General features: G+C 74.7%; 14 protein-coding genes. 5 read left to right on the plus strand and 9 right to left on the minus strand.

Annotated features, from left to right (window positions below):
* Positions 1 to 100: 100 nt before the first annotated feature.
* The 9 genes from AB0D66_RS16540 to AB0D66_RS16580 form a co-directional block, all read right to left on the minus strand.
* Positions 101 to 2,896 carry an NHLP bacteriocin export ABC transporter permease/ATPase subunit gene (locus AB0D66_RS16540; protein ID WP_362303182.1) on the minus strand — a complete coding sequence of 932 codons (2,796 nt, stop codon included), beginning with the start codon at positions 2,894 to 2,896 and terminating at the stop codon, positions 101 to 103.
* A gap of 190 nt (positions 2,897 to 3,086) precedes the next feature.
* On the minus strand, positions 3,087 to 5,204 hold the full coding sequence (locus tag AB0D66_RS16545) for an NHLP family bacteriocin export ABC transporter peptidase/permease/ATPase subunit (RefSeq protein ID WP_362303185.1): 2,118 nt from the start codon (positions 5,202 to 5,204) through the stop codon (positions 3,087 to 3,089).
* Between the two features lie 116 nt (positions 5,205 to 5,320).
* Positions 5,321 to 6,127 (minus strand): HlyD family efflux transporter periplasmic adaptor subunit, encoded by an 807-nt coding sequence (locus tag AB0D66_RS16550; protein ID WP_362302975.1) that lies wholly within the window; start codon positions 6,125 to 6,127, stop codon positions 5,321 to 5,323.
* Between the two features lie 109 nt (positions 6,128 to 6,236).
* Positions 6,237 to 6,476, minus strand: coding sequence for a hypothetical protein (locus AB0D66_RS16555; RefSeq protein WP_362302978.1), 240 nt, complete (start codon positions 6,474 to 6,476; stop codon positions 6,237 to 6,239).
* Between the two features lie 326 nt (positions 6,477 to 6,802).
* Positions 6,803 to 9,403, minus strand: coding sequence for a SpoIIE family protein phosphatase (locus tag AB0D66_RS16560; RefSeq protein ID WP_362302981.1), 2,601 nt, complete (start codon positions 9,401 to 9,403; stop codon positions 6,803 to 6,805).
* Positions 9,404 to 9,547: 144 nt separating this feature from the next.
* Positions 9,548 to 11,428, minus strand: a complete 1,881-nt coding sequence (locus AB0D66_RS16565; RefSeq protein ID WP_362302984.1) for a VanW family protein — start codon at positions 11,426 to 11,428, stop codon at positions 9,548 to 9,550.
* 82 nt (positions 11,429 to 11,510) lie between these two features.
* Positions 11,511 to 12,542 (minus strand): TolB-like translocation protein, encoded by a 1,032-nt coding sequence (locus AB0D66_RS16570; protein WP_362302986.1) that lies wholly within the window; start codon positions 12,540 to 12,542, stop codon positions 11,511 to 11,513.
* Positions 12,539 to 14,122 (minus strand): MFS transporter, encoded by a 1,584-nt coding sequence (locus AB0D66_RS16575; RefSeq protein ID WP_362302988.1) that lies wholly within the window; start codon positions 14,120 to 14,122, stop codon positions 12,539 to 12,541. Before AB0D66_RS16575 ends, AB0D66_RS16570 begins: the two co-directional genes overlap by 4 nt.
* A gap of 2 nt (positions 14,123 to 14,124) precedes the next feature.
* A complete protein-coding gene (locus tag AB0D66_RS16580; protein WP_362302990.1) occupies positions 14,125 to 14,994 on the minus strand; it encodes a glycosyltransferase family 2 protein in 870 nt (289 codons plus the stop codon).
* Positions 14,995 to 15,349: 355 nt separating this feature from the next.
* On the opposite strand from AB0D66_RS16580, the gene AB0D66_RS16585 reads away from it, so the two are divergent.
* The 5 genes from AB0D66_RS16585 (at position 15,350) to AB0D66_RS16605 (ending at position 20,629) form a co-directional block, all read left to right on the plus strand.
* Positions 15,350 to 16,438, plus strand: a complete 1,089-nt coding sequence (locus tag AB0D66_RS16585; RefSeq protein ID WP_362302993.1) for a Gfo/Idh/MocA family oxidoreductase — start codon at positions 15,350 to 15,352, stop codon at positions 16,436 to 16,438.
* Positions 16,439 to 16,594: 156 nt separating this feature from the next.
* Positions 16,595 to 17,611, plus strand: coding sequence for an NAD-dependent epimerase/dehydratase family protein (locus tag AB0D66_RS16590; RefSeq protein ID WP_362302996.1), 1,017 nt, complete (start codon positions 16,595 to 16,597; stop codon positions 17,609 to 17,611).
* Complete coding sequence (locus tag AB0D66_RS16595; protein ID WP_362302999.1) at positions 17,608 to 18,750, plus strand: DegT/DnrJ/EryC1/StrS family aminotransferase; 1,143 nt, start codon at positions 17,608 to 17,610, stop codon at positions 18,748 to 18,750. The genes AB0D66_RS16590 and AB0D66_RS16595 overlap by 4 nt, the downstream gene beginning before the upstream one ends.
* Complete coding sequence (locus AB0D66_RS16600; RefSeq protein ID WP_362303002.1) at positions 18,747 to 19,514, plus strand: NeuD/PglB/VioB family sugar acetyltransferase; 768 nt, start codon at positions 18,747 to 18,749, stop codon at positions 19,512 to 19,514. Before AB0D66_RS16595 ends, AB0D66_RS16600 begins: the two co-directional genes overlap by 4 nt.
* A complete protein-coding gene (locus AB0D66_RS16605) occupies positions 19,511 to 20,629 on the plus strand; it encodes a DegT/DnrJ/EryC1/StrS family aminotransferase (protein WP_362303005.1) in 1,119 nt (372 codons plus the stop codon). The genes AB0D66_RS16600 and AB0D66_RS16605 overlap by 4 nt, the downstream gene beginning before the upstream one ends.
* The last annotated feature ends 22 nt before the right edge of the window (positions 20,630 to 20,651 follow it).

Genomic DNA, 20,651 nt, shown 5'->3' on the forward strand with positions numbered 1-20,651 from the left:
TTCCGGTCCGGCGCCGAACAACCTGCCATTCTAGTGCGTCATCGAGAGTTTTCGCGTTGAAGCCTCGAGTGTGGCCGAGACGTCGCCGGCCGGCGACGGGTCAGCCGAGCTGGCGGCGGACCAGCTCGTGGAACAGGCCCGTCGCGTCGGCGAGGAGTTCGGCGGGCGGGCCCTGCTGGACGACGCGGCCGTCCGCCATGGCGATCACGCGGTCGGCGTCCATGACCGTGGACAGCCGGTGGGCGATCACCACGCGGGTGGCGCGCAGGGCGCGGGTGGATTCGATGACCACCCGCTGCGCCTCGTTGTCCAGCGCGCTGGTGGCCTCGTCGAAGAACAGCACGCGCGGCTTGCGGATGAGGGCCTGGGCGATCATCAGCCGCTGGCGCTGGCCGCCCGAGACGGTGCCGCCCCCGTCGGAGAGCATGGTGTGCATGCCCATCGGCATGGCCTTGATGTCCTCGGCCAGTCCCGCCATCGCGGCGGCCTCCCACGCCTCTTCGAGGGTGAACGCCTCGGCGCCGCTGATGCAGTCGAGGATCGAGCCGGTGAACGGCTGCGCGTTCTGCAGGACGACGCCGCACTGGCGGCGCACGGCCGCCGGATCGAGTGCCGCCAGGTCCTGGCCGTCGTACAGGACGCTTCCGGAGGCGGGCTTGTCGAAGCCGATGAGCAGCCGCAGCAGGGTGGACTTGCCGCAGCCGCTGGCCCCGACGATCGCGACGAACTCCCCCGGCCGCACCCGGAAGTCGACGCCGTCGAGGACGAGCGGGCCGTCCTCGGTGTAGCGGAAGGACAGGTTCTTGGCTTCGAGGGCGCCGGTCAGCTCCCCCGGCGCGACGCCGGCCCGGCCCGCCTCGGGAGCCGCCTCGAGCAGCGGCTTGACCTGCTCGAACATCGGCAGCACCGCGGCGACCGAGATCAGGGCCCCGGTCAGCTGCGTGACCGAGGACATCAGCATGGTCAGGGCGGTGCTGAAGGTGAGGAACTCGGCGGCGGACATGCTTCCGCGCGCCGGTCCGGCCAGCAGCGCGAACATCACCAGCGTGCACAGCGGCAGGTACACCGCGCCCAGCACGGTGGTCACGTTCTGCACCCGGCCGATGCGCTGGTGCAGCTCGCGGGTACGGGCGAACTCCCGGGCCCAGGCGGCGTAGGCGAAGCTCTCGGCCGCGGCGACGCGCAGCTTGGGCAGCCCGCGCAGGGTCTGGTAGGCCTGGTTGCCCAGCCGGTTGCCCAGCTCGATCAGCCGCCGCTGGTAGCGCAGCTGCCACAGCCCGAGGCCCAGGAAGACCGCCGCCACGACGACGAGCATGGCCAGCGCCGCCATCGCCAGGGGCACGCTGTAGACGAGCAGCAGGACCAGGTTCATCGCGGCGACCGCGAGGGCCTGTACGCAGACCGAGCCGGTCCCGGAGAGCAGGCCGCGGATGGCGCTGATGCCCATGGCCGCTCCGGCCAGTTCGCCGGTGGAGCGGCCGGTGAAGAAGGTGGCCGGCAGGCGCAGCAGCCGGTCCCACACGGCCGGCTGCAAGGTGGCCTCGACGCGGCCCTCCAGGCGCAGGACGGACAGGTTCTGCAGCAGCATGAAGGCGGCCGCGACCACGGCCGTCGCGACGAGGGCCAGCGCCGTCTGCACGATGAGGCCGGTCTCGCCCTGTGGGACGTAGCGACCGAGCACCCGGCCGGTGGCGACGGGCACCAGCGCGCCCAGGAGCACGGCGACCAGTCCGCCCAGCGCCAGGCGGCGCAGCTCCGGCCCGGTGCCGCGCAGGCTGAAGCGGAGCAGGGCGGCCAGGCGCGGCCGCCCCTCGGGCAGCGGGCGGTAGAACATGACGGCGCGGGGTTCGAGGGCGGCCGCGCCCCGGCCGTCGAGCCGCTCGCGCGTGCCGGCGGCGGGGTCGACGGCCTCGTAGCGGCCGCGCCGCCACAGCAGGGCGACCGGGGCTCCGTCCTTCTCCCGCCGGCCCACCAGGGGGCCGGCGTCCTCCCGCCACCAGCTGCCGCCGAGGCGGACCACGCGGGTGCGCACCCGGGAGGCCAGCGCGATGCGTTCGACGGGGTCGGTGCGCTCGGAACCGGGGGCCGCCGCGCCGGGTTCGGACAGGGTGATGCGGGCCTCGCCGGCCACCAGGCGGCACACGGCAAGGGTGGCGTCGGCGCTCGCGCCCCGGTGCCCGGACCTGCCGCCGGGGCCGCCGATGGCGGCCAGGAGGGTGTGGTCGGCCTGGGTGCGCGCCGCCTGGCCGGCCTCGATGCCCGCCGCCATCCGGTCCTCGTGGGCGCGTTCGAGCTCCTCGATCGAGCGGTCGAGGGCGTACAGCAGCCGGTACTGCTGGTCGACCATGCCCTGCCACATCGCCGGGTCGAGGAGGAGGGTGCCGGCCGCGCCCTGCTCGTACACGGCGCCGTACCGCACGCCGCCCGGGGTGACGTGCATCCACAGGATGTCGTCGTCGGCCGCGCCCGGCCCGGAGCCGGCGCGGCCGTCCAGCGGCGCCTGGTAGAGCACGCGCAGGCCGCGGCCGATGCCGCGCGCGAAGGCGTCCTCGAGCGGGCTGGGGTGCGCGGCGGGGGCGCCGTACTCCCCCTGGTCGGTCCAGCCGTGCGCGGAGGGCGCGCCGTGGTCCGTGACGGGCAGTTCGCGCAGCTCGACGCGGCGCAGCAGGCACCCTTGCAGGGGGCGGGCGACCAGGGTGTGCTCGGGCCCGTCGACCGGCCCCTGGAGCAGGGTGCCGGCCTCCAGCCGGCCCAGGAAGTGCCAGTGCCCGGCCCGCGCCGCGTCGACGGCGAACAGGTCCAGCTCGCCCTGGACGACGAGCCACAGGACGAGCGGGCCCTCGAGGGACAGGCTGCGCAGGCCCGTGCAGTCGACCGGCGAGCCCAGCCCGCCCAGGGCCGCGACGACGGGGTCGTAGGGCGCGCCCGGGCCGGTCGCGGGGTACGGGGTGCCGCCCTGGGGGTGCGGGGCGTACGGGGCGGAGGGGGTGCCCTGTGCATACGGGGTGCCGGGGGCGTACGGGGTGCCCTGTGCGTACGGGGTACCCGGGGCGGCGGGCGGCACGGCCCGGTGCGCGTACGTCACTTCAGTGCTCCTTGACCAGGGCCGCGTACGGGCCCCGCGCGGCCGCCAGGTGCTCGTGCCGGCCGCGTTCCACGACGGTGCCCCGGTCGAGGACGACGATCTCGTCGCTGTCGCGCACGGTGCTCAGCCGGTGGGCGATGACCACGCAGGCGCAGCCGCGGCGGCGCAGGTTGTCGATGACGGTCTGCTCGGTCACCGCGTCCAGGGCGCTGGTCACCTCGTCGAGGACCATGACGCTGGGGCGGCGCACCAGGGCCCGGGCGATCTCCAGCCGCTGGCGCTGGCCGCCGGAGAAGTTGCGGCCGTCCTGTTCGACGCGGCTGTGGATGCCGCCCGGGCGGCGGGCGACCACGTCGTGGACGGCGGCGTCCTCGAGGGCGGCGATGACGGCCTCGTCGGGGACGGAGGGGTCCCACAGCGCGACGTTGTCGCGGACGGTACCCTCGAAGAGGAAGACGTCCTGGTCGACGAAGGAGACGGAGGCGGCGAGCGCGCTGCGCGGGATGTCCTCCAGCCGCATCCCGTCGATGCGGATGGCCCCCTGCCAGGGGGTGTGCAGGCCGGACATCAGCCGGGACACCGTGGACTTGCCGCTGCCGGAGCCGCCGACGAGCGCGACCTGCTGCCCGGGGCCGACCGACAGCGAGAAGTCCTTGAGCAGCGGGGCGTCCAGCGGGCTGTAGCCGAAGGTGACGTTGTCCAGTTCCACGTGCCCCTTCAGGCGGCGGGTGCCGGCGGCGGGCTCGCGCCGGGAGAAGACCGGGTCGACGGGGAAGTTCTCGACGTCCTTGAGGCGGGCGACGTCGGCCGCGAAGTCCTGGATCCGCCCGGCGACGCCGCCCAGCCGCGAGATCGGCGCGGTGAAGCTGGTCACCAGGGCCTGGAAGGCGACGAGCAGGCCGACGGACAGGTGCCCCTCCACCGCCCGCACGCCGCCGATCATGAGGATCAGCGCACTGTTGAGGGCCGCGAGGGCGGGCGCGACGATCGCCAGCCACGCGCCGGGCACCCCGAGCCGCTGCTGGACGTCGAGGGTGACCGCGTGCTGCCCGGCCCAGCGGCGGAAGAAGCCGTTCTCCCCGCCGGTGGCCTTCATCGTCTCGATGAGCTGGAGACCGCTGTAGGAGGTGTTGGTCAGCCGGGCGCTCTCGGCGCGCAGCTTCTGCGTACCGGTGGCCCGCAGCCGGATCACGATGCGCAGGGCCACCACGTTGAGCAGCGCCACCCCGACGCCGACGGCGGTGAGCTGCGGGTCGTAGGTCCACAGCAGCACGGCGTAGAGGACGACCACCACGGCGTCGACGCCCGCGGCGGCCAGGTCCCGGGCGAGGGTTTCGGCGACGGCGTCGTTGGACTGCAGGCGCTGGACCAGGTCGGCCGGGTTGCGCTGGGAGTAGAAGGTGACGGGGAGGCGGAGCAGGTGCCGCAGGAAGCGGGCGCTGCTCAGGGTGGAGGAGATGATGCGTCCGCGCAGCAGGTTGGCCTGCTGGAGCGCGGTGAGGACGGCGGTGAGCACCAGGGTGACGGCCATCGCCGCGAACAGCACGCCCAGCAGCGAGGTCTGCTCGCCGATGAGGAACATGTCGATGTAGGTGCGGCTGAGGGCGGGCACCGAGGCCCCCACGGCCACCAGCAGGAGGCTGGAGAGGACGGCGGCGGCCAGGGTGCCCGAAGTGCCGCGCAGCTGGGCCGGGATGGCGCCCAGCACCCCCGGCTTGCGCCCGCCGCGGCGGAAGTCCTCGCCGGGCTCGAAGGTGAGGACGACTCCGGTGAAGCTGGTGTCGAACTCGTCCATGGGCACGAACCGGCGGCCCTTGGCGGGGTCGTTGACGTACACGCCCCGGCGGCCGAAGCGGCGGCCCGTGCCGTCGTAGACGACGTAGTGGTTGAACTCCCAGAAGAGCACGGCCGGGGCTTTGACCTCGGCGAGGGCGGCCAGGTCCATCTGCATGCCCTTGGCCTTCAGCCCGTAGCCGCGGGCGGCCTTCAGGAGGTTGCTGGCGCGGGAGCCGTCGCGGGAGACGCCGCAGCCGATGCGCAGCTCCTCCAGGGGGACGTGGCGGCCGTAGTGGCCGAGCACCATGGCCAGGGCGGCGGCCCCGCACTCCACGGCCTCCATCTGGAGCACGGTGGGGGTGCGCACGGTCCGCGGCGCGCCCCCGGGGGCCTTGCGGGCCCGGGGTGCGGGCGCCGGCCTGCGGCGGGAGCGGCTCGGGGCGGCTCTGCGCGGGGCGGTCACGGCAGCAGCCAGTCGGCGGGGCGCTGGGCGGCGAGGCGGACGGCGCCGGTGACCGGGGTGGTGGAGTCGACGGCGTACGGGGGGCCGTCCGTGGAGGACCACCGGTAGCCGGACTTGGTGGTGGCGGAGCGCTCCAGCTCCACCAGGACCGCGACCGGGTTGCCCTGCCGGGAGAACTGCTCGGCGAGGGCCTTGTCGCCGAGGAAGCCGCTGATCTGCGCGGGCGTCTGGGGCGCGCGGCCGACCGCGGTGACGCGGCCGCGCAGCACGCCGAACTGCCGCTGGGGGACGGACTGGACGGTGAGGTCGACGGGGGCGCCCACGGGGATGGACGCACCGCCGGTGCCGGGCACGTAGAGCACGGCCACCAGGGGGTCGTCCGGGTTCTTGACGTGTTCCAGGGTCGCCACGTCGGCGCCGGTGGTGACGACCGAGCCCACCCGGGCGACCAGTGTCGTCAGCCGGCCGCCGGTCACCGCGCGGACGGGCCGGTCGCCCTGCTCCGTGCGGACGGTGAGCAGGGGTGCGCCGGGGGGCAGCAACCGGCCCGCCTCGGCGAGGACCTCGGTCACCTGTCCCGCGACCGGGCTCTGGAGCACGTAACTGCCCTCGGCGCGGGTGAGGATGCCGGGTGCGCCCAGCTTGGAGGAGACGGTCCCGGTGACGGCCCAGAAGGCGGCGGCGGCCATGACCAGGACCGTGACGGCGAGGACGAGCCGCCCTTGCGGGCGGGCGAAGCGCACGGGCAGGTCGAGTTCTTCCGGCGATTGCAGCTTGGAAAGAGCCTTTTGGCGAAACTGCACGACTATTCCTTCAACCGCATTCGTTCAGCTGCATTCGTTCGCCCGCGTGGACGCAATTGCGTGAACCCCGGAGCCGTGGGGGACGCTCCGGGGTTCATGCGTTATCGGCTCAGAGACCGGCGCGGCCGAGGTTCACGGAAACGCCGGTGACGCCCGAGACCAGGCCGGGGACGCCCGCGACGAGACCCTGCGCGGCCTGAACGGTGTCGAGGGAGCCCACCAGGCCCACCACGCCGTTGACGTCGCTGGTCACGGCGCCGGCCAGGCCGCCGGAGACGCTGATGACACCGCCGGAGACGGCGTCCAGCTCGGTGTCGTCGATCTCACGGGTCTCGATGTTGTCACGCATGATGCGCACCTTTCGGTTGCAGGGGGAACTCGGCCGCAATCTCACGACGGCCGCAGCGGGCACGATGTAAGCACGCGAACGGGTGGCCGGGCCAATCCCGTTGACGCCCTTTCACGGGCCCGGGAGTTCCCCGAATGGCGCGTGTGCCGCTTCGTTCACCGAATGGTCACAGCTTCTGTGCGAGATCGAGTAACGGAAATGCGGGGCCCGGCGTCCGCAGGGGAGATATCGGGCAGAAGTGCAGCAACCGCTCGGGACATGTCCGACATCTCGCGCCACGGTGAACAGGGTCGGGGCCGTTCGCGCACACCGTGTGCAGATTTCCGTCAGGAGGGGCCGGGCAGCACCTGCTCCGCCCAGATGACCTTGCCCTCGGGGGTGTACCGGGTGCCCCAGTGCTCGCTGAGCTGCGCCACCAGGAACAGCCCGCGCCCGCCCTCGTCCGTGGTCGCGGCATAGCGCAGGTGCGGGGCGGTGCTGCTGCCGTCCCACACCTCGCAGGTCAGCGTGTGGTCGTGCAGCAGCCTCACCCGCACCGGCGCGCGGCCGTGGCGCAGGGCGTTGGTGACCAGTTCGCTGAGGATCAGCTCCGTGGCGAAGCCGAGCTCCCCCAGGCCCCACTCCTCGAGCTTGCCCGCCGCCGCGTTGCGTACGACGCCGACGGCGCTCGGGTCGGGCGGCACGTCCCACTGCGCGACCCGGTCCGGGCCGAGGGTCCGGGTCCGTGCGACGAGCAGCGCCACGTCGTCGCCGGGCCGGTCGGGCAGCAGGGTGTCGAGGACGGCCCGGCAGCTCTCGCGCGGATCCCGGCCGGGCCGGCTCAGCGTGGTGCGCAGCAGCTCCAGCCCCTCGGCGATGTCCCGGGACCGCTCCTCGACCAGCCCGTCGGTGTACAGGACGAGCTGGCTGCCCTCCTCCAGGTACAGCTCCGCGGTCTCGAAGGGCATGCCGCCCAGGCCCAGCGGGGGCCCGGTCGGCAGTTCCACGATCCGGGCCGTGCCGTCGGGGGTGACCATCAGGGGCGGCAGGTGTCCGGCCCGCGCCATGGTGCAGCGCTGGGAGACGGGGTCGTAGACGGCGTACAGGCAGGTCGCGCCGAGGACGCCGACGCTGTTCCCCTCGCCGTCCCCGGTGTCGTCGTGGTCGATGCGCTGCACGAGGTCGTCGAGGCGGGCCAGCAGGTCGTCGGGGGGCAGGTCGAGGGAGGAGAAGTTGTGCACGGCCGTGCGCAGCCGTCCCATGGTGGCCGCGGCGTGCAGGCCGTGCCCGACGACGTCTCCGACGACCAGGGCGACCCGGCTGCCCGGCAGCGGGATCACGTCGAACCAGTCGCCGCCCACCCCGGACTGCGCGGGCAGGTAGAAGTGCGCCACGTCCACGGCGCTCTGCTCGGGCAGGGCGCGCGGCAGCAGGCTGCGCTGGAGGGTTTCGGCGAGGGCGTGCTCGCGGGTGTAGCGCCGGGCGTTGTCCATGCTGGTGGCCGCGCGGGCGACGAGTTCCTCGGCCAGGGACAGGTCGTCCTCGTCGAAGGGCTCCGGCTTCTCCGACCGCCAGAAGTTGACCACCCCGAGGACGACGCCCCGGGCCGTCAGCGGGGCCGCGATGAGCGAGTGGATCCCGTACTCGACGATGGCCCGCGCGCGCGGCGGGTCCTGGGCCTGCCAGCCCGGCGCGTCGGCCAGGTCGGGCACCAGTTCCGCCTTTCCGGTGCCGTAGCCGCGGGCCTGCGGGGTGGACGGCAGGAAGTCGATCAGCCGGCCGAGGGGGTAGAGGGGGTGGTCGGACCGGATGCCGGCGACCGCCGTGCGCCGCATGTCGGCTCCCGGTCCGGGCTCGTCGCCGTCCAGCACCGCGTCGGCGAGGTCGACGGTGACGAAGTCCGCGAACCGGGGAACGGTGACGGCGGCCAGTTCCTCCGCGGTGCGCTCCACGTCCAGGGTGGTGCCGATGTCGACCCCGGCGTCGTAGAGCAGTTTGAGCCGTCGGCGGGCGGTCTCGGCCCGGCTGGTCAGCAGCCGCATCTCGGTGGAGTCGCGGATGGTGACCGCGGTGCCCTCCGCCCGGCCCCGGGTGTGGGTGGGCCGCTGGTTGACCACGAGCAGCCGGTCCCCGGTCTCCAGCACCTCGTCGGTGGCCACCCGGCCGGACAGCAGCAGGTCCGCCATCCGGCGGTCCAGGCCGGGTACGTCGCCGATGTGGCGGCCCTCGGCGTCCTCCGGGAGTCCGAGCAGCCGTTTGGCCTCGTCGTTCGCCAGCAGCAGCCGGCCCTCGCCGTCGGTGATCAGCACCCCTTCGCGCACGGAGTGGAGCACCGCGTCGTGGTGCTCGTACATGCGGGTCATCTCCTGCGTGCCGAGCCCGTGGGTCTGGCGGCGCAGCCTCCGGCTGATCAGCGCCGTACCGCCGGTGGCCAGGGCCAGGCCGGTCGCGATGGCGAGGAGGATGACGGGCAGCTGACGGTCGAGGACGCCGCTGACGTTCTTCACGGTCAGGCCCGCCGAGACCAGGCCGACGACCTTGCCGTCGGGCGCGGTGACCGGCACGACCGCCTGGATCTCCTTGCCGAGCGGTCCCTGCACGCTCTCGGTGTGGACCTGTCCGGCGAGCGAGGGCTCGATGGTGCCGACGAAGCGTTTTCCGATGCGGTCGGGCTGGGGGTGGGTGTAGCGGATGCCTTCGGTGTCCATCACGACGATGAAGTCCACCCCCGCGTCCTTGCGGGTCGCCTCGGCGAGCGGCTGCAGGATCGCCGACGGGTCGGACGTCTTGAGGGCCTCCTGCAGCCCCAAGGAGTGCGCGAAGGTCTCGGCGACGGCCACCGACCGGCTGCGTGCTTCCCGGTCGATGTCGTGTCGCGACTGGAGCACCAGGGCCAGCAGCGCGCCGGCGGCGAGCAACACCACGATCGCCACCTGGAGGACGAACACCTGGCCGGCGACGCTTCTGGTTCTGTTGCCTAGGGGTGACCGCACCGACGTGCCCGGCACGGGTGGCGAGGAAGGGTCACGATCCCAGTTGTAGCACCTCGCGGCCCCGCTTACCCGCGAAGCGCACCCGGCGGAGCCGGACGGTCACCCGACGGGTGCGGCCGCGGGGCCTTCCGCGGGCCCGGCGGAGGGGGCCGGCGAGCCGGTCGGCCCGGCGGCCGGCGCGGACGCCGGTCCTGCGGCCGGCGCGGACGCCGATCCCGTGGGCGGCGTGGAGGCCGATCCCGTGGGCGGCGCGGTGGGCCCGGCCTCCGGGGTGCAGGTGACCTCGTCGCGCGGGGTGTAGTGGGTCTTGAACTCCTCGTGCTTGACCTCTTGGCCGCCCTGTACGAAGACCCGGCCGACGGTGACGTCGAAGCCCTCGAGGGGGGTCTGGACCTCGCAGAGGGGTCCGCTGCCCGTCCGCTTGCCCGGCTCCGTGACGCGGGTGCGCGGGCCCTTGGTCGCCCGCACCTCGTCGTACTTCTTCGTGCCGAGCAGGGTGATGGTCAGCGAGGTGTCGGTGGACTGGGCCTGCACGTAGAGCGGGTGGCCGGAGTCGTTGATCCAGCGCAGGTCGAGGGTGCCCCAGGCGACGGTGGCCTCCCGGCCCTCCGGGTAGCGCTCGATGTAGAACGAGTGGGCCCCGTGCTCGACGGGCTTCAGGCCGGCGAAGAACACCGCGTTGTACATGGTGGTGGCCACGGCCGAGACGCCGCCGCCGGGGGACTTCACGTACTGGCCGTCGTTGATCATGATTCCGTCGACGAAGCCGTTCTCGGGGGTGCGCTCGCCGACCGTGCGGTTGAAGCTCCACTCCTCCCCCGGCATGACGACCGAGCCGTTGATCAGCTCCACGGCCCGGCCTATGTTCGTGGTGCGGTACGGGGCCGCCGGGAACCCGACGGTGAAGGAGGAGACCTTCTCCTTGATGCCGAGCCGCTGCGCCTCGGCGCTCGTGAGGTCCGGCTGGACCTCGACGGTGGGCAGCTCGGCGCTGCGGGCCGGGCCCGAGCGGGTGAGCAGGGGGAGCACGGTCCGGCCGAGCGCCGCCTGGGTGACCTGGCGGCCCGCGTTGCCGGGGTCCCCGAGGACCACGCGGCCGTCCGCGCCGACGCCGAGCTCGGCGTCGCGGGGGATGCGGGTGGCCTCCTCGATCGGGCGGGCCACCGCGGGGTCGGCGAGCAGGCCCTTGGAGTCGAGGGACGGCACGAGACGGTCCGTGCCGTCGGCGGTCATCTTCAGGTGCGCGCCGAGGACGGCGGGGCTGATGGGTATGTGCTTCCCGTCGACGGTGAGCGTGACGGGGCCCGACATCGCGGGCCGCGCGAACTGGCGCATGGCCCGTCCGGTCTCGTCCGTCCCGATCCGCGGCCGGGTGTGCTCGACGGGCAGCTCGACCGTTCCGGCGCCCGGCTTCAGGTACGCCTCGCGGAGGCTGTCCAGGGCGCGGTCCTCGATCAGGGCGGTGCCGGGCCGGGCGTCGACGGCCTTGGCCGTGCCCTTCTCGAAGGAGATCGCCCCCTCGCGGGCCGGCTGCTCGGTGGCCGCGCCGATGCGGTCGAGCGCGGCCCGGCCGGTCTGCTCGTCCAGCCGGACCACCGGCTCGATCTCGCGGTCGCCGGAGCTGAAGAGCCCGCCGATGACGGCGGCCGGCCCGTATCCGGTGCGTCCGGCGCGGTCGAGGGTCGCCTCGGTGTCGAGGGACAGCCCGAGCGCGGCGGGGGCGGCCCGCTCGACGCGGTCGCCGACCTTCAAGGCGAGGGGCTCCTCGGCGCCCGGGCCGAACCGGGCGGCCAGCGCCTGCCGCGCCTCGGCCCTGCTCATGCCGCCGATGTCCACCCCGCGGACGCGCGTGCCCTGGGCGACCTCGCCGCCCGTCACCAGTCCGGTGGCGTACAGGCCGCCCAGGCCGAGTACGACGGCCCCGCCCGCCACGGGCAGGGCGATGCGCCAGTTGCCCGTCCAGCTGCCTGCGCGTCCCATGTCTCTCCCGGCCGGTATACGACGATTCCGGGACATCATGATTCACGGAAAACGCTCGTTTTTGGGGCGGATGTAACTCTTGTCACGAACCGGACATCGATCGGCCCGGGCGGCTCGGAGAGGAGGCCGAGGGAGCCAGCAGGCGCGGGGCGCCCGAGCCGTCGGCCGGGGCGGTCCACAGGTCCGTGGTGTCGGGGGCGCCCTCGGCGGGGAGCGCGTAGGCGAGGGTGCCGTCGTCGAGCCACAGGGCCTGGTCGTCCACGCTGCGCTTCTCCGCGAGCGGGTGCTCGCGCAGGGTCCCCAGGTCCATCACGTGCTCGCGCCACAGCGAGGCGCCGGCCCGCACGCGCTTCTTGTAGGCGATGCGGGTCTCGTCCGGGGACAGGGACGGGCACTCGACGTTCTGCGCGAGGGCGGTGACCGTACGCCGCGAGATCGAGCCCCGGACCAGATGGGTCCGGTCGGCGGTGCCGAGGGTGGCGTAGAAGGTGTCGTCGTCCCTGGCGAAGGTGACCCCCCAGAAGTTCACGTCCGCGGCGCGGTACTGGCGGCCGTCCATCAGGATGGCGAACTCCTCCAGGTTGGCGTCGAGCCGCCAGTCCCGGGTGTCCAGGATCGCGGTGCGGGTGGAGAAGAACGCGGCGCCGTAGGACTCGCCGGAGACGAAGACCGTCCAGGCGGCGAACCGGCCGCTCGGTGAGATCCGGGCCCGGCTGGGCGTGCCCGCCAGGGGGAAGCTGCGCAGCGTGCGCAGCTCGGCGTCGACGATGACGGCCTGGTTGTCCTGGGCGAGGGCGCCCGGTGCGGAGCGCAGGCACACGCCGGTGCCGGCGGCGGCGTGGAAGCGCCGGCAGGTGAGCTCGGAGGCGGTGCGCGCGGCCTGCGGGGTCCCGGCGGGGACGGAGGCGAGGGCGCCGCGGTACGGGCCCTGGGCGCCGTGCAGGAAGGTCAGCCGGTCCTGCTGGGTGAGGGTGAGGCTGCCCGCGGCGACGGTGGGGCCGCCCTGCTGCGGCCGGTCGGCCCGGGACGCGGCGCGGACGACGAGCACGGCGGCGAGGGCCCCGAGGAGCAGCACGGCCGCGGTGAGTACGAGCAGGCGGCGCGGGAGCGTCATCGGGTTCCTCGGGGGCGTCGGGACGGGTCGGGCGGGCGCAGGACAAAGGCGGCGACGGCCGCGCCGCACAGCAGGCCGGCCGCGGCGGCGGCGAGGGCGGGGCCGGTGCCCCAGAGCGTCCAGGCGGCGCCGAAGGCCAGGGAGCAGCCGAAGCGGGCCAGGGCCTGGCCGGTGCCGACCAGGGCCAGGCCGGTGGCCCGCAGCTCACGGGGCACGGTGGCTCCGACGGCGGCGGGCAGGACGCCGTCGGTGGCGGCGTAGAACATGCCGTGCAGGGCGAGTACGAGGAAGGGCAGGGCGGGCAGGGCGGGCGCCCACAGCAGCAGCCCGTAGGCGGCCAGCAGGAGGGCGTGCCCGGCGAGGAACACGCCGCGCCGGCCGATCCGGTCGGCGAGGACCCCGGCGGGCACGGCCAGCAGCAGGAACACGGCGGCCGTGCCCAGCGGCAGCAGGGGCAGCCACTGCTCGGCGATACCGCTGCGGCGCTGCAGCAGCAGGTAGACGAAGGCGTCGCTGACGGTGGTGAGGCCCAGCAGCGCGGCGCACCCGGCCAGGGCGCGCAGCCGGGGCAGGCGCAGCAGGGCCAGGGCCTCGCGCACGCCGACGGGCCGGGGGCCGGGCCCGGCGTCGGTCGCACCACCGCCCACGCCGGCCCCGGCGGGGGCCGTGGAGGCGGAGCCGAGCGGGCGGCCCGCACGGGCCCGGGCGGATCCGGCCCCGTCGGCCCCGTCGGCCCCGTCGGCCGGGTCGGCCGGGTCGGCAGCGTCGGCAGCGTCGACCGGGTCGGCCGGACGAGCGGAGCCGGCGTGGCTCTGGTCGGCGGGATGGACGGAGCCGGACGGACCGGCGGCCGGGCCGGCGGCGCGGGCCCGGCCGGGGGCGTCGGATGCGGCGCCCGGGCGGTCGGGGGCGGGGGCGGCGCCCGGGCGGTCGGGGGCGGGGGCGGCGCCGGGGCCCGGGACGAAGAGGATCAGCACCACCACGCCCAAGGCGGCGACGCAGGCGCTGACCCCGAACACGGCGTCGTAGCCGTCGACGGCCGCGCTCAGGATGAGGAAGGCGGCCAGTGGGCCGAGCAGGGCCCCGGTGGTGTCCATGGCCCGGTGCACGCCGAACGCGCGGCCCTGTGATCCGGCGGGGGTGGACAGCGAGATCAGCGCGTCGCGCGGGGCGGTGCGCAGGCCCTTTCCGGTGCGCTCCAGCGCGAGGACCGCGCCGATCGGGCCGAGGCTGTGGGCGAACAGCAGCAGCGGTTTGCACAGGGCGGACAGGCCGTAGCCGAGCCCGGCGATCAGCTTGTGGTTGCGGACCCGGTCGGCGAGGTGCCCGCCGGTCAGCTGCACCAGGGCGCTGACGCCGTTGTAGACGCCGTCGAGCGCGCCGAAGCCGAGGGGGCTGAGGCCCAGTCCGGCGATCAGGTACAGGGGCAGCACGGCGGTGACCATCTCGGAGGAGATGTCGGTGATCAGGCTGACCGTGCCCAGTGCGAGGACGGCGGGGGCGACCGCCGGGCTCCGTCCGGGACCTCGGTCCGGCGCGCTCCGCGCCCCGGCCGGGGCGGAGCGGTCCGCGAGGTACATGGTCAGGAGCTCCTCGAACTCTCGTCCCGGAGCCAGGTGGAGAAGTCCCCGTTCCTGATGGCCCTGCGGGCCCCTGCGCGGGCGGCGAGAGCGGCCGCGGCGAACACCGCGACCCCGGGGAGCAGCCGCGGCTCCGACCGGAGCAGCGCGCGCAGGTCGGCGGCGCCCGTACGGGCCGTTGGCGCGGGCGCACCGGCCCGCCGGCCGGGTAACGAGTCCTGGAAGCGCTCGAGTTCGGCGGAGGAGGTCGCCGCCCGGATCCGCCGCCGGATCAGGTCGGACCAGGTGCGCGGCGGGTGGACGACGACCCGGGCCGCCTCGACCACGCGCCGCTCCCCCGGGCCGAAGGCCAGTGAGGCGGCCAGGTCGTCGGCCATCAGCGGGGGCAGGGCGGCGATCCGCGCGTGCCCCGCCTCGGTCACCGCGATGACCCCGCGGCCGAACAGGCCCGCGCGCACGGCCGGCAGCCGCTGCCACACCCGGTAGTACGCCCGTACCGGCCAGGCACAGCCGGTCAGCGGGATCTCCCGGCCCGGGGCGGCGGCCAGCAGCTCCGGGCTCCCGGCGAGCGCGCCGGCCAGGGCCCGTACCCCGTCGGCTCCGAAGACCACGTCGGCGTCGACGTAGAGGCGCGGGAAGCCCCGCGCGTGCTCGTCGCCGACGCGCAGGGCCGTGTGCTTGGAGGGGGTCGGAATCTCCACCACCCGTACGCGCGGCCCCCGTTCCCCCGCCACCCGGGCGGTGTCGTCCGTACAGCCGTTGCAGACCACGACGATGTCGGTACCGGAGGCCGGGGCGCCGGCCAGGAGCGCGTCGAGGAGGCGGCCGATGACCCGGCTCTCGTTGTGGGCCGGTATCACGATGCTGGTCACCCGGGAAGTATGCACGGTCGAACACCCGCGCCAGCCGTTTGTCGCCAACTCGCCCCGGGCGTAGGCCCGGTGGACTAGATTGACCGTCGTTGCGGGGTGGGCTGCCTGGGGGAACACGCGGCCCGCCCGTGGCCGGACCGGCGCGCGGGGAGCGCCGGGGCGGCCGGGGGGCGGAGGCACGCGGATGTCGCGGGGCCTCCATCGGTTGTGGGGGGCCATCACCGTTGAACAGGTCACGCACGGGTCGCGCGGGCTTCCCGCCTGCCGTCGACGACACGTCCTTCCCTCGCACGGATCCCGGCCATGAACGGCCGACGCGCCGGCCGGCGCGTCGCGCGGAGCGAAGGGGAACGCTGTGAAGGACACTGCGAAGGACGCCGCCGCCACCGGCCCGGCACCCACCGGCCCGTTAGGCGTCGCCGTGGTCGGCGCGGGCTACTGGGGCCCCAATCTCGTCCGCAACTTCCAGTCCAGTACGGAGTTCCGGCTCCGCTGGCTCTGCGACCTGGACGTGGACCGGGCCCGGCAGGTGCTCGGCGGGTACTCCACGGTCGAGGCGACCGCGGACTACGCCGCGGTCCTCGCCGACCCGGCCGTCGAGGCGGTCGCCGTGGCCACTCCGGCCGGCACGCACCTGGACGTGGCGCTGGCCGCGCTGCGCGCCGGGAAGCACGTCCTCGTGGAGAAGCCCCTCGCGGCCACGTACGAGGACGGGCTGAAGCTCGTACGCGAGGCCGAGGAGCGCGGTCTGACGCTGATGTGCGACCACACGTACTGCTACACCCCGGCGGTGGGCCGCATCCGGGAGATGGTCCGCTCCGGTGAACTGGGCGACATCCAGTTCGTCGACTCGGTCCGGATCAACCTGGGGCTCGTCCAGAAGGACATCGACGTCCTGTGGGACCTGGCCCCGCACGACCTGTCGGTCCTCGACTTCATCCTCCCGGACCACGTGCAGCCCGTCGCCGTCGCCGCGCACGGCGCCGACCCGATCGGGACCGGGCAGTCCTGCGTGGCGTACCTGACCCTCCAGCTCAGCACCGGCGCCATCGCGCACGTGCACGTCAACTGGCTCTCCCCGACGAAGGTGCGGACCACCATGGTCGGCGGGTCCAAGCGGACGCTGGTGTGGGACGACCTCAACCCCTCCCAGCGCGTGGCGGTGTTCGACCGCGGCGTGGACCTGACGGCCCCGCAGGAGATCGGCGCGGACGAGCGCCGCGACATGCTCGTCTCCTACCGGACCGGCGACATGGTCGCGCCCGCGCTCGGCGAGAAGGAGGCGCTGCGCAGCATGGTCGAGGAGTTCGCCGCCGCGATCCGTACGGGCCGGCCGGCGCTGACCGACGGCCGGGCCGGCCTGAAGGTGCTGGACATCCTCGAAGCCGCCTCTCGGAGCCTCGAGTTCCGTGGCGCGGTCGTCGGACTGCGCACCGAACGCTGACCGTTCGCCGCGCCGAGGGGCCGTCCACTGTGCACAGGCGGGTCTTCGTCCGCACCCGCGCGGCCCTCGCAGCACGGCGCGTGCACGGCGATCCGCGGCCGTTCGCAGACCTTTTCGCAACGCAAGACCGTGACCGACTCAGTAGGGGCAGGGGCGTTGAGCAGCGTACGAGGCAAGAGGATTCTGGTCACCGGAGGGGCGGGCACGATCGGCTCGCACCTGGTGGACCTGTTGGTGGACCACGGGGCGCGCGAGATCGTGGTGCTCGACAACTTCGTGCGGGGACGGGCGGCGAACCTGGCCCGCGCCCTGCCGAGCGGCGTGGTGGAGGTCGTCGAGGGCGACATCCGGGACGCGGCCGCGGTGCGCAAGGCGACGGAGGGCGCCGAGCTGGTCTTCCACCTCGCCGCCATCCGGATCACCCAGTGCGCGGAGGAACCGCGGCTGGCCAACGAGGTGATGGTGGACGGCACGTTCAACGTGCTGGAGGCGGCGGCCGCCGCCGGGGTGGGCAAGGTCGTCGCCTCCTCCTCGGCCTCGGTCTACGGGCTGGCCGAGGCCTTCCCGACCACCGAGCGCCACCACCCCTACAACAACGACACCTTCTACGGGGCGGCGAAGGCCTTCAACGAGGGCATGCTGCGCAGCTTCCACGCCATGTACGGGCTGGACTACGTCGCACTGCGCTACTTCAACGTGTACGGGCCCCGGATGGACATCCACGGGCTGTACACGGAGGTGCTGATCCGCTGGATGGAGCGGATCGCCTCGGGCGAACCGCCGCTGATCCTCGGCGACGGCACCCAGACCATGGACTTCGTGGACGTCCGGGACATCGCCCGGGCCAACCTGCTGGCGGCCGAGTCGGACCTGACCGACGAGGTGTTCAACGTCGCGAGCGGGACCGAGACCAGTCTGCTCGAGCTGGCGCTGGGCCTGCTGGAGGCGATGGGGGCGGGCCCGGACCTGGCGCCGGTGCACGGGCCGGCCCGCGCCGTGAACGGGGTGACCCGGCGCCTCGCGGACACCGGGCAGGCCGCGCGGCGCCTCGGCTTCACGGCGGAGATCGGCCTGCGCGCGGGGCTGCGGGACCTGGTCGGCTGGTGGCGGGCCGAGCGCGCCGCCGACGCGGCCGCGCGCACCGCCTCCGAAGCCGCCGGGGAGGCCCGGTGAGCGCCGCGGCCCGGATCCCCGTCATGGTGCCGTGGCTGGGCGAGGAGGAGGCCCGGGCCGCCGCCGATGCGGTGCTCTCCGGCTGGGTCGCCCAGGGCCCCCGGGTCGCCGCGTTCGAGCAGGCCTTCGCCGAGCGGGTGGGTGCCGGGCACGGCATCGCCGTGAGTTCGTGCACCACCGCCCTGCACCTGGCCCTGGTGGCGCTGGAGCTGGGGCCGGGCGACGAGGTGGTCGTCCCCTCCCTGTCTTTCATCGCCACGGCCAACGCGGTGCGCCACACGGGCGCGCGGCCGGTGTTCGCGGACGTGGAGGAGGCCACCGGCAACCTGACCCCGGCCACCGTGGACGCGGTCCGCACCCCCCGCACCAGGGCGGTGCTCGCCGTCCACCAGGGCGGGGTGCCCGCGGACGTGCACGCGCTGCGCGCGGCCTGCGCCGACTGGGACCTCGCGCTCGTGGAGGACGCGGCCTGCGGCATCGGCGCGACCGTGGGCGGCAAGTCCGTCGGCCACGGCGCGCTGCTCGCCGCCTGGTCCTTCCACCCCCGCAAGGTGATCACCACCGGCGAGGGCGGCATGCTGACCACGGACGACGCCGAGTGGGCCGAGCGGCTGCGGCGGCTGCGCGAGCACGGGATGAACGTGTCCGCGGCGCAGCGGCACGCGAGCGGCACGCCGATCGTCGAGAGCTATCTGGAGGTCGGCTACAACTACCGGATGACCGACATCCAGGCCGCGGTCGGCCTGGTGCAGCTGGGCCGGCTGGACGCGATCGTGGCCCGGCGGCGGGAGCTGGCGGCCCGGTACGCACGGCTGCTGAGCACCGTCCCCGGCGTGCGCCCGGTGCGGGACCCGGCCCATGGCGAGGGCAACTTCCAGTCGTACTGGGTGCTGCTGGCCGAGGGGTTCCCGGTCGGCCGGGACCGGCTGCTCGGCGTACTCGCGGAGGCGGGGGTCTCGGCCCGGCGCGGGATCATGGCCTCGCACCTGGAACCGGCCTACGCGGGGCACGGCGCGGCGCCGCTGCCGGTGACCGAGCGGATCAGCCGCGACTCGCTGATCCTGCCGCTGTTCCACACCATGACGGCGGAGCAGCAGGACCGGGTGGTCGCGGTGCTGCGCGCACAGGCCGGCGGATGACCGGGCCGCGGGTCACCGAGGACCTGCTGGTCGTCGGTGCGGGCGGGTTCGCCCGGGAGGCCGCCCAGGCGGTGCGGGACGTGGCCGCCGCGGACGCCGCGCGGGGGCTCGCCCCCCGGTGGCGGCTCGCCGGACACCTCGACGACGATCCGGCCCTGCACGGCCGGGAGGTCGACGGGGCGCCCGTCCTCGGAGGCACCGAGCGCGTGCACGAGCTGGCGGGCGCCCGGGTGGTGGTCTGCGTCGGCAGTCCGCGCGACTACGCCGTGCGGGCCCGCCTGGTGCGGCGCCTGGGGCTGCCCGTGAGCCGCTACGCGACGGTGGTCCACCCCACGGCGGCGGTGTCGGGGTCCTCGGTGCTCGGTGCGGGCTCGGTGCTGCTGGCGCACTGCGTGCTGACCGCCGCCGTCCGGCTCGGGTCGCACGTGGCGGTGATGCCGCACGTGGTCCTGACCCATGACGACGCGGTCGGGGACTTCGCCACGCTCGCCTCGGGGGTGCGCCTCGGCGGCGGGGTGCGGCTGGGGCGCGGTGCGTACGTGGGCGCGGGCTCGCTGGTCCGCGAGTACACGGCGGTGGGCGCCTGGTCGCTGACCGGCATGGGAAGCACGGTCCTGGCCGATGTGCCGCCGGGCGAGGTGTGGGCCGGGAGTCCGGCCCGCCGGCTGCGGGCGGCGGACGGTCCGGCGCTCGACGAGCTGCGGACCGATGGACAGATGTCCGGCCGGTGGCCGGGGACACGGATGGAGAGCCCAGTCGCATGAACCAGATACCGCTCGTCGACCTGAAGGCGGCGCACGCCGAGGTGGCCGGGGAGTTGCGGGCCGGCTTCGACCGGGTGCTGGCCGACACCGCGTTCATCGGCGGTGAGGAGGTGCGCGCGTTCGAGCGCGAGTACGCGCACTTCGCCGGGGTGGGGCACTGCGTGGGGGTCGCCAACGGCACCGACGCCCTCGAACTGGCCCTGCGCGCGAGCGGGGTCGGCGTCGGCGACGAGGTGGTGCTGCCCGCCAACACCTTCATCGCCACCGCGGGCGCCGTCGCCCGGATCGGTGCGCGGCCGGTTCTGGTGGACTGCCTGCCCGACAGTCTGCTGATGGCCCCGCGGGCCGCGCTGGACGCGGTCGGCAGCGCCACCCGCGCGGTCGTCCCGGTCCACCTGTACGGGCAGTGCGCCGCCGTCGCGGAGCTGGCCGCCGGGCTGCCGGCGCACGTCAGGGTGGTCGAGGACGCGGCGCAGAGCCAGGGCGCGACCCGGGACGGCCGGTCCCCCGGCAGCGGCGGGATCGCCGCGACCAGTTTCTACCCGGGCAAGAACCTGGGCGCGTACGGGGACGCGGGCGCGGTGGTGACGGACGACGAGGAGAGCGCCGACCTGGTGCGGGCCCTGGCCAACCACGGCGGCGTCGCCAAGTACCGGCACGACGTGGCCGGGTTCAACAGCCGTCTGGACGGGCTGCAGGCCGTGGTCCTGCGGGCCAAGCTGGCCCGGCTGGCCGAGGGGAACGCGGCCCGCCGCGCCGCCGCCGCCCGCTACGACGCGCTGCTGGGCGACCTGGCGGCCGCCGGGCGCCTGATCCTGCCGGTGACGGCCGCGGGCAGCGTCCACGTGTGGCACCTGTACGTGGTACGGGTCGCCGCGGGCGCGGATCGCGACGCCGTCGTCGGCAAGCTCAACGCGGAGGGCATCGGCGCGGGCGTCCACTATCCGGCGCCGGTCCACCTCACCCCGGCCTTCGCCCACCTGGGGCACGGCCGCGGCGCCTTCCCGCACGCCGAGCTGGCCGCGGACCGGATGCTCTCCCTCCCGCTCTTCCCGCAGATCACCGCCGACCAGCAGCAGCGGGTCGTGGCGGCGCTCGCCGGCGCCCTGCGCTGACGCCCCGTGCCGACGTAGACGA

Source organism: Streptomyces sp. NPDC048270 (assembly GCF_040652335.1).
In the GTDB taxonomy this organism is placed as follows: Bacteria; Actinomycetota; Actinomycetes; order Streptomycetales; family Streptomycetaceae; genus Streptomyces.

Bases quoted from the DNA above. Each gene is read 5' to 3' on its own strand.
- AB0D66_RS16545 (WP_362303185.1), bottom strand. From the start codon at position 5,204: ATGGAGGCCGTGGAGTGCGGGGCCGCCGCCCTGGCCATGGTGCTCGGC.
- AB0D66_RS16555 (WP_362302978.1), bottom strand. From the start codon at position 6,476: ATGCGTGACAACATCGAGACCCGTGAGATCGACGACACCGAGCTGGAC.
- AB0D66_RS16565 (WP_362302984.1), bottom strand. From the start codon at position 11,428: ATGGGACGCGCAGGCAGCTGGACGGGCAACTGGCGCATCGCCCTGCCC.
- AB0D66_RS16570 (WP_362302986.1), bottom strand. From the start codon at position 12,542: ATGACGCTCCCGCGCCGCCTGCTCGTACTCACCGCGGCCGTGCTGCTC.
- AB0D66_RS16575 (WP_362302988.1), bottom strand. From the start codon at position 14,122: ATGTACCTCGCGGACCGCTCCGCCCCGGCCGGGGCGCGGAGCGCGCCG.
- AB0D66_RS16600 (WP_362303002.1), top strand. From the start codon at position 18,747: ATGACCGGGCCGCGGGTCACCGAGGACCTGCTGGTCGTCGGTGCGGGC.
- AB0D66_RS16605 (WP_362303005.1), top strand. From the start codon at position 19,511: ATGAACCAGATACCGCTCGTCGACCTGAAGGCGGCGCACGCCGAGGTG.